At 64.4% G+C, this 12835-nt stretch carries 9 protein-coding genes, 2 tRNA genes and 1 pseudogene; 3 read left to right on the top strand and 9 right to left on the bottom strand.

Features of this window, described 5'->3' with window-relative positions; genetic code table 11:
- Nucleotides 1–157: 157 nt before the first annotated feature.
- Both MMSP_RS11320 and clpX read right to left on the bottom strand, forming a co-directional pair.
- Nucleotides 158–1387 carry an MFS transporter gene (locus MMSP_RS11320; protein ID WP_086085208.1) on the bottom strand — a complete coding sequence of 410 codons (1230 nt, stop codon included), beginning with the start codon at nucleotides 1385–1387 and terminating at the stop codon, nucleotides 158–160.
- Nucleotides 1388–1465: 78 nt separating this feature from the next.
- Nucleotides 1466–2746, bottom strand: a complete 1281-nt coding sequence (clpX, locus tag MMSP_RS11315; RefSeq protein ID WP_012395407.1) for an ATP-dependent Clp protease ATP-binding subunit ClpX — start codon at nucleotides 2744–2746, stop codon at nucleotides 1466–1468.
- Nucleotides 2747–3471: 725 nt separating this feature from the next.
- Here clpX and MMSP_RS11310 point away from each other — a divergent pair.
- Nucleotides 3472–5047 (top strand): annotated as a pseudogene (locus tag MMSP_RS11310) (MFS transporter).
- 56 nt (nucleotides 5048–5103) lie between these two features.
- Here MMSP_RS11310 and clpP2 read toward each other — a convergent pair.
- The 4 genes from clpP2 to MMSP_RS11290 all read right to left on the bottom strand — a co-directional run bounded on the left by clpP2 (nucleotide 5104) and on the right by MMSP_RS11290 (nucleotide 8022).
- A complete protein-coding gene (gene clpP2 / locus MMSP_RS11305) occupies nucleotides 5104–5739 on the bottom strand; it encodes an ATP-dependent CLP protease proteolytic subunit ClpP2 (RefSeq protein WP_011741457.1) in 636 nt (211 codons plus the stop codon).
- The gene (gene clpP1 / locus MMSP_RS11300; protein WP_036426435.1) at nucleotides 5736–6323 is read right to left on the bottom strand and encodes an ATP-dependent CLP protease proteolytic subunit ClpP1; all 588 of its coding nucleotides are present in this window, start codon (nucleotides 6321–6323) and stop codon (nucleotides 5736–5738) included. Before clpP1 ends, clpP2 begins: the two co-directional genes overlap by 4 nt.
- Nucleotides 6324–6454: 131 nt before the next feature.
- On the bottom strand, nucleotides 6455–7909 hold the full coding sequence (tig, locus tag MMSP_RS11295; protein WP_020726009.1) for a trigger factor: 1455 nt from the start codon (nucleotides 7907–7909) through the stop codon (nucleotides 6455–6457).
- Between the two features lie 36 nt (nucleotides 7910–7945).
- A tRNA-Pro gene (locus tag MMSP_RS11290) sits at nucleotides 7946–8022 on the bottom strand.
- A 164-nt stretch (nucleotides 8023–8186) separates the two neighbouring features.
- Between MMSP_RS11290 and MMSP_RS11285 the strand changes: the two genes are divergently transcribed.
- Together MMSP_RS11285 and MMSP_RS11280 are read left to right on the top strand one after the other, a co-directional pair.
- Nucleotides 8187–8260, top strand: a tRNA-Gly gene (locus MMSP_RS11285).
- Nucleotides 8261–8290: 30 nt separating this feature from the next.
- On the top strand, nucleotides 8291–9475 hold the full coding sequence (locus MMSP_RS11280; RefSeq protein WP_036427218.1) for a serine hydrolase domain-containing protein: 1185 nt from the start codon (nucleotides 8291–8293) through the stop codon (nucleotides 9473–9475).
- A 540-nt stretch (nucleotides 9476–10015) separates the two neighbouring features.
- Here the strand turns inward: MMSP_RS11280 and MMSP_RS11275 are convergent.
- The 3 genes from MMSP_RS11275 to MMSP_RS11265 all read right to left on the bottom strand — a co-directional run bounded on the left by MMSP_RS11275 (nucleotide 10016) and on the right by MMSP_RS11265 (nucleotide 12766).
- On the bottom strand, nucleotides 10016–10822 hold the full coding sequence (locus MMSP_RS11275) for an Fpg/Nei family DNA glycosylase (RefSeq protein WP_015356556.1): 807 nt from the start codon (nucleotides 10820–10822) through the stop codon (nucleotides 10016–10018).
- An 8-nt stretch (nucleotides 10823–10830) separates the two neighbouring features.
- Nucleotides 10831–11310 carry a ribose-5-phosphate isomerase gene (locus MMSP_RS11270; protein WP_012395413.1) on the bottom strand — a complete coding sequence of 160 codons (480 nt, stop codon included), beginning with the start codon at nucleotides 11308–11310 and terminating at the stop codon, nucleotides 10831–10833.
- Nucleotides 11311–11395: 85 nt separating this feature from the next.
- Entirely contained in the window at nucleotides 11396–12766 is a 1371-nt protein-coding gene (locus MMSP_RS11265) for a cation:dicarboxylate symporter family transporter (protein ID WP_036426434.1), read from the bottom strand.
- Between the last annotated feature and the right edge of the window lie 69 nt (nucleotides 12767–12835).

The following is a 12835-nucleotide window of genomic DNA, read 5'->3' as shown; positions in this document are numbered from 1 at the left end:
CGAAATGTCCCGTGTACAGGGGACATACATCGCAAACCCGACGTCAGAGGGGGCGATAACGGCGGCCGAAGAAAAGTGTGGTATTGGTCACTTCTTCCGCCCCGGCCGCGCCGAGCGTGGCGCACGACGTCAGCCCGCCGCGCACAGCCACCGCAACTCAACGCCCGGCAAGTCTTGCCGATGCCGTTTCCGGCATCGCAAGCAAGTACAAGATGAAGCCCGCGCCAGCGATCGCACCAAGGGACATGAAGGCCACGTTGTAGCCCGCAGTGACGACCACCCAGCCGGAAGCAAAGTTGGACAACGCCGCGCCGACCCCCACCGCCGTGGTGATGGCGCCAAGGCTGATGTTGAAGTGACCCGTTCCGTGGGTGAGGTCCTGGACGATAAGCGGAAACAGCGCTCCGAAGATGCCGGCGCCAATGCCGTCGAGCAACTGGACCCCAACCAGCCAGTACGAGTTGTCCGACAGCGTGTAGAGAAAGCCACGAGCGGTCAAGACGGCGAACGCCACCAGAAAGATCGGCTTTCGTCCCCAGGCATCGGCCCTGCTTCCGGTCACGTACGCCACGGGCACCATCACCACCTGGGCCGCCACGATGCACCACGACATCAACGCCGTGCCCTCGTCCCTGTTGTGCAGGGCCAGCACCTGGCCAACCAGCGGCAGCATGGCCGCGTTGGCGAAGTGGAAAGCGACAACGGCCGCCGCGAAGATCATCAATGTGCGGTTGTGCAGCAGCACCCCAAAGCCTGATGGCTGAGCATGCGGTTCCCCGGGCGCGTGATCCATACCGCGGGCGAGGTCATGATCGATCGCATCATGCGGAATACGCAGGGTTGCCACGACGCTCATCGCCGCCATGGTGGCAAGCACCCAGAACACCACCACCGGCCCGAAGAAGAAGGCCAACCCACCGGTGATGGCGGCGGCCGTGGCGTTGCCAGCGTGATTGAAGGATTCATTGCGCCCGATCCGCCTGGCGAACAGCTGCGGGCCGACGATGCCCAGCGTGATTGCAGCCAGCACCGGAGCAAAGACCGAGCTGGCGATCCCGGTGAGCACCTGCAGCAACGAGATGGAGCGGAGTTCGGGAAACAGAGGCATCGCCAGCGCACTCGCGGTGACCGCCAAGGCGCCGGTGATGACCAACGCCCGCTTGGCCTTCGTCCGGTCCACGAACGCGCCCATCGGTGTCTGCGCCACGATGGCCGCGATGCCGCCGACAGCCATCACAAACCTGATCGAGGCTTGGTCCCAGTTGTTGGTCACCAACAGGTACACCGACAGGTACGGACCCAAGCCATCGCGGACGTCAGCCAGCGAGAAGTTCACCAGGTCCAGCGCATGGACCACTCGCCGCGGCAGCGCATCGTAGGCCGCCATCGAATCAGCGAAGCCGGCGTCACTCGACTCGGTCGATGACGCCGGCTTGCGACCGGAAGCGCCCGGCATCAGCGCCGGTTAAGCACTCTTGTCGCGGCGCTCACTACGTGACGGCTTGCGAGGCACGATCGTCGGCAACACGTTGTCTTGCACGGTCTCCTTGGTGACCACCACTTTGGCGACGTCGTCACGGCTCGGGATGTCATACATCACCGGCAGCAAGACTTCTTCCATGATGGCCCGCAGCCCGCGAGCGCCGGTGCCGCGGTGGATCGCCTGGTCGGCGATCGCTTCCAGCGCGTCATCGGTGAACTCCAGCTCCACACCATCCATTTCGAAGAGCCGGGTGTACTGCTTGACCAGTGCGTTCTTCGGTTCGGACAAGATCTTGACCAAGGACTCTTTGTCCAGGTTGGTGACGGAGGCAACGACCGGGAGCCGACCGATGAATTCGGGGATCAACCCGAACTTGATCAAGTCCTCGGGCATCACTTCGGCGAAGTGGTCGGTGGTGTCGATCTCGGCCTTGGAGCGCACTTCGGCGCCGAAGCCCAGACCGCGCTTGCCGACCCGCTCGTAAATGATCTTCTCCAGCCCGGCGAATGCACCCGCGACAATGAACAGCACGTTCGTGGTGTCGATCTGGATGAATTCCTGGTGCGGATGCTTGCGGCCGCCCTGCGGGGGCACCGAAGCCTGGGTGCCCTCCAGAATCTTCAACAGGGCCTGCTGAACACCCTCACCGGAGACATCGCGCGTGATGGAGGGATTCTCGCTCTTGCGAGCGATCTTGTCGACCTCGTCGATGTAGATGATGCCGGTCTCGGCGCGCTTCACGTCATAGTCGGCGGCCTGAATGAGTTTGAGCAAGATGTTCTCGACGTCTTCACCCACATAACCCGCCTCGGTCAGCGCGGTGGCGTCGGCGATCGCGAACGGCACGTTCAGCATTTTGGCCAGGGTCTGGGCTAGGTAGGTCTTACCGCATCCGGTAGGCCCGAGCATCAAGATGTTGGACTTGGTCAGCTCCACGGCCTCGCACCTGGAATCGCGAGACTTCTCGCCGGCCTGGATCCGCTTGTAGTGGTTGTAGACCGCGACGGCGAGCGTGCGCTTCGCGGTGTCTTGGCCGATGACGTAGCCCTCGAGGAATTCCCGGATCTCGACCGGCTTGGGCAGTTCGTCGAGTTTCACATCGTCGGCGTCAGCGAGTTCCTCTTCGATGATCTCGTTGCACAGATCGATGCACTCATCACAGATGTACACACCGGGGCCAGCTATGAGCTTCTTGACCTGTTTCTGACTCTTTCCGCAGAACGAGCACTTCAGCAGGTCGCCGCCGTCTCCTATGCGCGCCATTTTGGTGAGGGCCTACTTCCTGTTCGCCGTTCGTCTTGCCGTGCCGCGTGTACCCCCCGACGCTACCCGCTTGCTCCGGCCCACCGCGACCGTTAACACCGAATAGCGTCCTTGGTATTCGCTGGGTTATTCGTGCCTTTCGTCTGAATGCAACATATAGCCCAACGGCTCCCACTACTCGCCGAGACGCGCTGTACGTTTCTCTGGCGTGTCGTGGTCGTTACGCCACCGAGGCCCGTCAGCTGGCGAAACTCATGGCTACCAAGCCCCCAGGCGACAACCCTACAGCGACGTTGCGCGGTTGGCTGATGTTTCTGCACTGATCGAGGTCGGCGGCTCGCGTCGGCGCCCAGTCCCGCCGGCGCCCACGGTTGAGCCCTGGTCCCCCGTCACCGAGCCGGCGTTGGAAAAGCTGCGTAAAACGCAGTTGCTACTACGTCAGTTTCCCTAGTGTTGAGCATTGTGAGAGCGATGCTCGGCAACGCATGGTTTGGCAGCGCCGGCCGCCGACCGGCCTCGTGGTCCGCCCTGGGGTCCCGGCCTGCTCCCCGATCCGCGGGCCCGTCAAAGCCGTCAAACCTAGCCGACGAACTTCTAGCCGCATTCCCTGTCCACGCGAAAGGTCAAGGCGGGCTATGAGCAACCCAGGCGAAATCGGCGAACCCCCAACCACGTCAGGCAGCGCTGAGGTACCCGCCACTGCCCCCGCCACTGACAATGTCGTCATGACCCGACGCCAGCGGCTGACCGTGGCGGCAACGGGGCTGGGCATCTTCATGGTGTTCGTGGACGTCAATATCGTCAACGTCGCATTGCCCAGTATCCAAAGGGTGTTTCACACCGGCGAGCAAGGTCTTCAGTGGGCAGTCGCCGGATACAGCCTGGGGATGGCGGCCATGTTGATGAGCTGCGCCTTGCTGGGCGACCGCTACGGCCGCAGGCGCGGATTCTTTGTCGGACTGGCCCTGTTCGTCGCAAGTTCGGTGGTTTGCGTGCTCCCGATCAATCTCGGCATGTTCACCGCGGCCCGAGTGATCCAGGGCCTGGGCGCATCGTTCATATCGGTGTTGTCACTTGCCCTGCTCAGCCACGCCTTTCCCGATCAGCGCATGAAGGCGCGGGCCATCGCGGACTGGATGGCCATTGGGATGGTCGGCGCCGCGTCGGCACCGGCGCTGGGCGGACTGATGGTGGAGACCCTTGGCTGGCGCAGCGTGTTCGCGGTCAACGTGCCGCTCGGCGCGATCGTGTTGGTGCTGACCCTGATCGGTGTCGACGAGTCCAGGGATCCTGACCCGACCGAGCTGGATTGGGTGGGACAGCTGACCTTCGTGCCCGGGATCGCGGTGCTGGCGTACACGATCATCGAGGCACCTCGGTTTCAGCAGCGGTCGGTCATCGTGCTGACCTCACTGCTGTTGATCATCGTCGCGTTGTTGTGGACTTTCATCCGGCATGAACGGCGCGCCCCGTTTCCGTTGATCGATCTCCAGTTGTTCACCGAGCCGGTGTACCGGTCTGTGCTGATCGTCTATTTCGTGGTGATGTCCTGCTTCTTTGGGACGCTGATGGTGATCACGCAGTTCTTCCAGAATGTGCGCGACCTGTCGCCGCTGCACGCGGGCCTGATGATGTTGCCGGTGGCCGCGGGATTTGGGATGGCGAGCCTGCTGGCGGGCGCGGCGGTCAACAAATGGGGCCCGCGGCTGCCGGTGGTGACGTGTCTGGCTGCCATGGTCACCGGGCTGGTGCTGTTCGTCACCGCGATGGGCCATGTGCCCGCGCTCGCCCTGATGGGACTGACCGTCTTCGGCGCGGGGGCCGGCGGCAGCGTCACACCGCTGCTACACCTTGGTATGACCAAGGTTGATGATCACCGCGCCGGCATGGCCGCCGGCCTGCTCAACCTGCAAAGGTCCATGGGCGGAATTTTTGGTGTCGCCTTCTTGGGCTCGATTCTGGCCGCATGGTTTGGGCGCCACACTGCCGGACAGCATGGAAGATGACCTGCCCGATCCCGTCGTGCGCTCGATCGTTGTCAACACCATCGTGGACAGCGCCAATCCGCATGCGCACGCGGCCTTCATCGGGCCGCGACACCGCATCACGTCGGCGCAGGAAACCAATATCGTCAGCGCCGCCGATTCGGACTTCATGCAGGGCATCCGAATCGCGCTGGGATGCGCCTCGGTGTTACTGGCGGCCGCGTTCGTCCTGGGCTTGCGGCGCTTTGCCCGCCCCGACTGTGACGAGAGCCCCGACCCCGACGAGAGCCAACTCGCCGGGTCAGACCTCGACTAAGACAGCCGAGCGCGGTCGTACTGACCGTCGCCCGTCAACGAAATTCCGGCCGTGCCTCAGGCGTTCTGGGCCGAGAGCTTGCGGTACTCCAGAACCGTGTCGATGATCCCGTAGTCCTTTGCCTCTTCGGCGGTCAGGATCTTGTCCCGGTCGGTGTCCTTGCGAATCACCGAGGGATCCTTGCCGGTGTGGCGGGCCAGCGTGGACTCCATCAGGGTGCGCATCCGCTCGATCTCGGCGGCCTGGATCTCCAGGTCGGAGAACTGTCCCTGGATGACGCCCGACAACGACGGCTGGTGGATCAGCACTCGCGCATTGGGCAGCGCCATGCGCTTGCCCGGGGTTCCCGCGGCCAGCAACACGGCCGCGGCCGAAGCGGCCTGTCCCAGACATACCGTCTGGATGTCCGCCCGCACGTACTGCATGGTGTCGTAGATCGCCATCAGCGAGGTGAACCCGCCGCCCGGCGAGTTGATGTACATGGTGATGTCACGGTCGGGGTCCAGCGACTCCAGCACCAGCAGCTGCGCCATGATGTCGTTCGCCGACGCGTCGTCGACCTGGACGCCGAGGAAGATGATGCGTTCCTCGAACAGCTTGTTGTACGGGTTGGATTCCTTGACCCCGAAGCTGGAGTGCTCGATGAACGACGGCAGGATGTACCGCGCCTGGGGCTGGACCTGAGGATTCACTGTGCTTCTCCGTTGACGTGGGCGGCGCGGGTGATGATGTGATCGACGAAACCGTATTCCAGAGCTTCGGGGGCGGTGAACCAGCGGTCGCGATCCGAATCCGCCTCGATACGCTCGATCGACTGGCCGGTGAATTCGGCGTTGAGCCGGAACATCTCCTTCTTGATGACGGCGAACTGCTCGGCCTGAATCGCGATGTCGGCCGCACTACCGGTCACCCCACCCAGCGGCTGGTGCATCAGGATGCGGGCGTGTGGCAACGCGTAACGCTTGCCCTTGGTGCCCGCCGCCAACAGGAACTCGCCCATCGAGGCGGCCATGCCCATCGCATACGTGGCGATGTCGCAGGGGGCCAGCACCATGGTGTCGTAGATCGCCATGCCGGCGCTGATCGATCCACCCGGCGAGTTGATGTAGAGGTTGATGTCCTTGCTGGCGTCTTCGGCGGCGAGCAACAGAATCTGCGCGCACAGCCGGTTGGCGACTTCATCGTTCACCTCCGACCCCAGGAAGATGATGCGCTCGGAGAGCAAGCGCTCATAGACCGAGTCCGTGAGATTGAGACCCTGCGAGTTCGAACGCATGTCAGTCACGACTGGGTTACCTGCTTTCTCGAGTTCTTCTGTGTCCGACCCTAACCAACCGCACCCACTGTGTGGCGCCCACGCACCCCCTGAAGTCGGCGCGTTCGCTCACAGCGTCATGCCATGTGGCCTTAGCCGGCCCCCTGGGCCGCGTCGGCGCTGTCCGCGTCGGCGGGCTCTGCTGAGTTTTCTGTATCCCCATCGGCGTCCACGCCGGCGTCTCCGTCGGCGTCGTCGTCCAACAAGTCCGTTACGTCGTTCTCCGGCGGCTTGCCGAAGAACTCACTGGTGTCGATCGTGTTGCCGTCGGTGTCGGTCACCGTCGCGGCCTGGGCCACGGCCTTGACCGCCAACTCGCGCCGAACGTCGGCGAACATCGACGGAAGCTGGTTGTTTTCCTGCAGGTAGGCAAACAGCTGTTGCGGTTCGATGCCGTACTGGCGCGACGTGAGGACCAGGCGTTCGGTCAGGTCTTCCTGACCGACCTGGACCTTGAGGTCATCGGCCAGGGCGTCCAGCAACAATTGCCGCTTGACGTCCTTCTCCGAGGCGGTCCTGGCCTCAGCGTCGAACGCGTCACGCGAAGATCCTTGCTCAACGAGCAGTTCGTTGAACCTGGCCTCGTCGTTGTTGATGCCGCTGAGTGCGCTGTGCAGCACACCCTCGTACTGCGCCTGCACATACGACTCCGGCGTCGGCACGTCGACCCGCTCGAGCAGGGCGTCGATGGTGGCGTTGCGAATCTGCTCCGCCTGGCCGACCCGCTTGGCTTGCAGCACCTGCTCGCGAAGGCTTGCGCGCAGCTCGTCGATGGTGTCGAACTCACTGGCCAACTGCGCAAACTCGTCGTCGGGTTCGGGCAGTTCGCGCTCCTTGACCGACTTGACCGTGACGGTGACCTCGGCATCGCGCCCGGCGTGATCTCCGGCCGCCAGCTTGGCGGTGAATACCCGCGACTCGTCCACCGACAATCCGACCACCGCATCGTCGAGACCCGCGATAAGCCGGCCGGAGCCGACCTCGTGGGACAACCCTTCGGCGGCGGCGTTAGGCACGTCCTCGCCGTCGACAGCCGCCGACAAGTCGATCGAGATGAAGTCCCCCGTGGCCACCGGGCGCTCCACTCCGGTCAGCGTGCCGAACCGGGCACGCAACGACTCCAACTCGGCGTTGACCTCGTCGTCGGTGGCCTCGATCGCATCCACCGAAACCGACAGCCCGGTCAGGTCCGGCAGCGCAATTTCCGGTCGAACGTCCACCTCAGCGGTAAAGGCCAGGTCCTGGCCATACTCCTTTTGAGTCACCTCGATGTCCGGTCGGCCCAGCGGCTGGATCTCGGACTCTGCCAACGCCTGGCCGTACCGGCTGGGCACGGCATCGTTGACGATCTGGTCCAACATCGCTTCCCGGCCAAAGCGAGCCTCGAGAAGCTTGACCGGCGCCCTCCCCGGCCGGAAGCCGGGCAGCCGCACCTGTTTGGCCAGCTCTTTGTAGGCCCGCTGGAAATCAGGCTCGAGTTCGGCGAAGGGCACCTCCACCTTGATGCGAACCCGGGTGGGGCTCAACTGCTCGACACTGCTCTTCACGGATCTGCTCCTTGGTGGTTGTTCGTGGCGGTGAGTTGGTCGGGGTGACAGGATTTGAACCTGCGGCCTTCCGCTCCCAAAGCGGATGCGCTACCAAGCTGCGCTACACCCCGGACTGACCTCGCGATCCTACGGCCCGGCGGCGGCGGGCCTGCAAGGACCTCCAGGGTCCGACAGGGTCCTCGAGGAAGTCGCGCCGCGTCCCAAGCGGTCACATGACTGCGTCGATTAGATTTGATCTCAGCCACCACGTAGAGTTTCGCTCGACTTGCTACATGCGGGCGTAGCTCAATGGTAGAGCCCTAGTCTTCCAAACTAGCTACGCGGGTTCGATTCCCGTCGCCCGCTCCAAGCACGGCCTATGCACCACAGAAAGGCGCCATGAGCGACGTCGATATTTACGGCTCATGTGCGCGGAAGTTCCAAAGAGTGCGTGCTGCCTTTGAACGGAACTTCACCCAGTGCATGGAGGTCGGAGCAGCCGTCGCGGTGTGGGTGGACGGTGATCTGGTCGTCAATCTCTGGGGCGGTTCCGCGGACGCCGCCGGTACCCGGCCGTGGCGGCAAGACACCCTGACCACCGTGTTGTCCGGCAGCAAGGCGCTCACGGCCACCTGTGTCCACCAGCTCGCCGACCGCGGTGAACTGGACTTACACGCTCCGGTCGCCCGCTATTGGCCCGAATTCGGGCAGGCGGGCAAGGAAGCCATCACCGTGGCCATGGTGCTCAGCCACCGCTCCGGTGTGATCGGCCCCAACGCGCGAATGAGCTGGCAACAAGTCACCGACTGGGATTTCGTGTGCGAGCAATTGGCCTTGGCCGAGCCGCGGTGGGAGCCGGGTAGCGCCCAGGGCTACCACATGACCACGTTCGGTTTCATCCTCGGCGAGGTATTCCGCCGGATCACCGGGCGCACGGTCGGGCAGTATCTGCGCACCGAGATCGCCGAACCGATCGGCGCCGACGTCCACATCGGCCTGTCCCCCTTCGACCAGAGCCGCTGCGCCGAGCGGGTCAACAAGCCGCACGCCCGAGACCTGCTGGCCGATGTGCAAGCCCCCAGCGACCCCACCAGCCTCGACGACCACCCCAAGGCGGGGCTGTCGATTGCGATGGGGTTTGCCCCCGATGACGAACTTGGCTCCAACGACCTGCACCTGTGGCGCCAGCTGGAGTTCCCCGGCACCAACGCGCAGGTCTCCGCGCTGGGATTGGCAACGTTCTACAACGCACTGGCGCAGGAGAAACTGCTGAGCCGCGAGCACATGGATCTGGTCCGGGTCTCGCAGGGCGGCTTCGACACCGACCTGGTGCTCGGGCCGCGGGTCGCCGATCACGGCTGGGGCTTGGGGTACATGCTCAACCAGCGCGCCGTAAACGGTCCCAACCAGAAAATCTTCGGCCATGGCGGCCTGGGCGGGTCGTTCGGTTTCGTCGACCTCGAACACCGGATCGGCTATGCGTACGTGATGAACCGCTTCGACGCCAGCAAGGCCAACGCCGACCCGCGCAGCGTCGCGTTGAGCAACGAGGTCTACGCGGCACTTGACGTTGCCGCGGACTAGCTCGCCGCGGCCAACCCGAACGAGCGCACCCTGCCGAACCGATGTCGGCAGGGTGCGGCCATCCGGCTAGGCGTCGTCAGGGATCAGTGCGGACCACCCGGCCCGCCCAGCCCCTCTCCCGGCCCCCCGGGACCACCCGGCCCGTCCGGTCCCTGCTGCCCAGGTGCGGGCTCTCCCGGCCCTCCCGGACCTGCGTGACCGGGCTGGGGGTTGGGTCCTGGCCCACGCCAGTTGTCGTGACAGTGACCCATGTCCCAGTTTTGCCCCCAGCCGGGATCCCAAAAGTCGCCCGGGCACCACTGCGTGGGGGCGCCGGGCTGCGCCGCAGCCTCGGATGCGACGCCTACTCCGGCCAGTCCCAGACCGAGGACCATTGCCAAGCCTGTTGCAGCTAAACGTGGGTAAGTTTTCATAGGCACCAGACTTACCCGGCCAACCTGTAGCCAATCTGAAGAATCGTGCCCAACCTGGGGCCGACAACCGAAGTGCCAGAACGCAAGTCAGGTGACGTCACGTTGCGCACCTAGATAGTGATCAAGATCACGCCTGACAGGAGGGGCACCAAAAGACGTTGCGGCCCTCGAGTACGGCCGTACCGACCGTGGCCCCACACACCCGGCATGGATCTCCCGCGCGCCGGTACACGTAGGTGCGAGGCCGTCCCGCCGCGTACGACGGTGCCCCGTGGTCATGTTCGGGACGAACCACAACGATCTTGCCGCCGCGCAAACCGACTTTCATCAGTGCCACCAGATCGGTCCAGGCCGCGCTGAACTCCGCTTCGGTGATCCGCTGACCGCTGCGGTACGGGTCGATGCGGTGCCGAAACAACAACTCGCTGCGATAGACGTTGCCGACCCCCGCCATCACCTTCTGGTCCATCAGAAGTGCACCGATCGGCCTGCGCGACTTGGCGATCCGAGCCCACGCCCACGACGGGTCGGCATCCTTACGCAAGGGGTCAGGTCCCAGCCGGGCGAGCACATCGGCAACCTGGGCGTCGTCGATCACCTCACATACGGTGGGCCCGCGCAGGTCGGTGCCGTATTCGGCACCAACCATCCGCATCCGCACCTGCCCGACCGGGTCGGGAAGAAGCTCACCGGCAGAACGTACCCATTCGGTGAAAGCCCCGTAGAGACCGAGGTGCACGTGCACCACCGGACCGCCGGCATAGTGATGGAACAGATGCTTGCCCCATGCGCTGGCGGCGCGCAACACTCGGCCATCTACCGCGCCGGCCGAGTCAGCGAATTTGCCTTGCGGACTCGATACCACCACCGGCGCACCGGCGAACCGGCGCTGATGCAACCGCGCCAACCGGTGCAACGTATGCCCTTCGGGCACAGGTGCTCTCAGTCCTGAGCGCCGGGCACCGGCGGCGCTTGGTGGGTCCGCTCGTACTCGGACAAGATGTCGATTCGACGTTGATGCCGCTCGGCTTTGGACCACGGTGTGGACAGGAAGGCGTCGACGATAGCCAGCGCCTCGGCAACGGTGTGCATCCGACCGCCGATGCCGATGAGCTGCGCGTTGTTGTGCTCGCGCGCCAACGATGCGGTTTGCTCGCTCCAGGCCAGAGCGCAGCGGGCACCGGGGACCTTGTTGGCGGCAATCTGCTCACCATTGCCCGATCCGCCCAGCACGATGCCCAGGCTGCCCGGGTCTGCCACGGTGCGTTGCGCGGCGGCGATGCAAAACGCCGGGTAGTCGTCCTCGGCGTCATAGGTGAATGCACCGCAGTCGATCGGCTCGTGCCCAGTTGCTTTCAGGTGCTCGATGATCTGCTGTTTGAGCTCCAGGCCGGCGTGGTCGGCCCCCAGGTAGACGCGCATGCCCGACATCCTTCCCTGGCGGAAGTCAGCTATGCAAAGCGCGGCGTGTCGCGCCACGTTGGGCGAACCGGCGGGCTCGGCCCGCTCAAGACTCGGCGACGCCCGTCGGCGGCGCGTCGTCCCGATCGATCATGGTCCACTCGTCAAACGGATCGCGACCGTGCAGTACCGCGTCGACCTTTGCCCGGTCAATCGTCTTGGTCCACCAGCCCACCAGGATTGTCGCGACCGCGTTGCCGGAAAAGTTCGTCAGCGAACGGGCCTCCTTCATGAAGGTGTCTGTCCCCGCGACCAGCGCGACACCACCGAGGAGCTCGGGACGATAGGCCTGCAAGCCGCTGGCCAACGCGGCCAGACCCGCACCACTCACGCCGGCGGCGCCCTTGGAGGCAAAGATCATGAACACCAGCAGCGAGATCTGCTCGCCCCACGCCAACGGCCGTCCGAGTGCGTCGGCGATGAACAGCGACGCCATGGTCAGATACAGCGCGGTGCCATCGAGGTTGAACGAATACCCGACGGGCACCACCACCCCGACGGTCGCGGGTTCGACGCCCAGGTGCTTCATCTTGGCGACAAGTCGCGGCAACACCGCCTCTGACGACGACGTGGCAAAGATCAGCAGATACTCCCGGGCCAGGTAGCGAACCAGCCGGAAGATCGACACCCCAGAAACCACGTAGAGCAACACGCCCAGCACACCGAACACGAACGCCGCACACGTCAGGTAGAAGCCAACCAACAGGATCAGCAGGTTGGCCACGGCACCCCAACCGGTGGCCCCGATGATGCTGGCGATCCAGCCGAATGCGCCGATGGGCGCCAGCCACAGCAGCATGCCAAGCACCTTGAAAACCAGCTTCTGCAGGTACTCGACGCTACGCAGGATGGGCTCACCCGCAGCGCCCATGCCCTGGACCGCGAAGCCGACCAACAGCGCCACAAACAGTGCCTGCAGCACGTTGCCATTCGTCAGACCCGACAACAACGAGGTGGGGATGACCTGATCGAGCAGGCCGTGCATCCAGCCCGACGGCGGCGCCGCGTCGGCCACCTCGACGCCGCTGCCCATTGACTCGACGGACAGATGCAGACCGCGAACCGTCCCAATCAGGTTGCCGACGAAAAGGCCGATCCCCAGCGCCGCCGTTGACATCACCAAGAAGTAGAGGAACGCCAGTCCCCCGACCTTGCCGAGCAGCGCGGCCCGGTTCAGCGAACCGATGCCCAACACGATGGTGCAGAAGATCACCGGCGCAACCATCATGGTGATCAGGTTGACGAATGTCGTCCCGAGGACCGCGACGTGTGGGCCGATCGACGGCACAGCCAGCCCGGCGATCACCCCGAGGATCACCGCGCCGATGACCGCGAAATACAGCCAGCGGGTGCGGTCGGGACGCTTCTTGCTCGCCCGTGGATCGGTAGCTGGGGGCTGATCCAGCGGGGTAGTTATCGACGACTACCTAGCAGGCCGCACAGTCATAATTCCGCACATCCGATCGGCCGGGAATCGACACTGGCC

Origin of the sequence: Mycobacterium sp. 012931 (genome assembly GCF_000419295.1) — a bacterium.
Lineage (GTDB): Bacteria > Actinomycetota > Actinomycetes > Mycobacteriales > Mycobacteriaceae > Mycobacterium > Mycobacterium marinum.
This window is presented reverse-complemented; position numbering and strand designations above follow the sequence as displayed.

What these genes read in the sequence shown, in the direction of transcription:
- MMSP_RS11270 (WP_012395413.1), bottom strand. Translation starts at nt 11,310, where the DNA reads ATGCGCGTCTACCTGGGGGCCGACCACGCCGGCCTGGAGCTCAAACAG.
- clpX (WP_012395407.1), bottom strand. Translation starts at nt 2,746, where the DNA reads ATGGCGCGCATAGGAGACGGCGGCGACCTGCTGAAGTGCTCGTTCTGC.
- clpP1 (WP_036426435.1), bottom strand. Translation starts at nt 6,323, where the DNA reads ATGCGTTCGAACTCGCAGGGTCTCAATCTCACGGACTCGGTCTATGAG.
- MMSP_RS11280 (WP_036427218.1), top strand. Translation starts at nt 8,291, where the DNA reads ATGAGCGACGTCGATATTTACGGCTCATGTGCGCGGAAGTTCCAAAGA.
- MMSP_RS11320 (WP_086085208.1), bottom strand. Translation starts at nt 1,387, where the DNA reads ATGGCGGCCTACGATGCGCTGCCGCGGCGAGTGGTCCATGCGCTGGAC.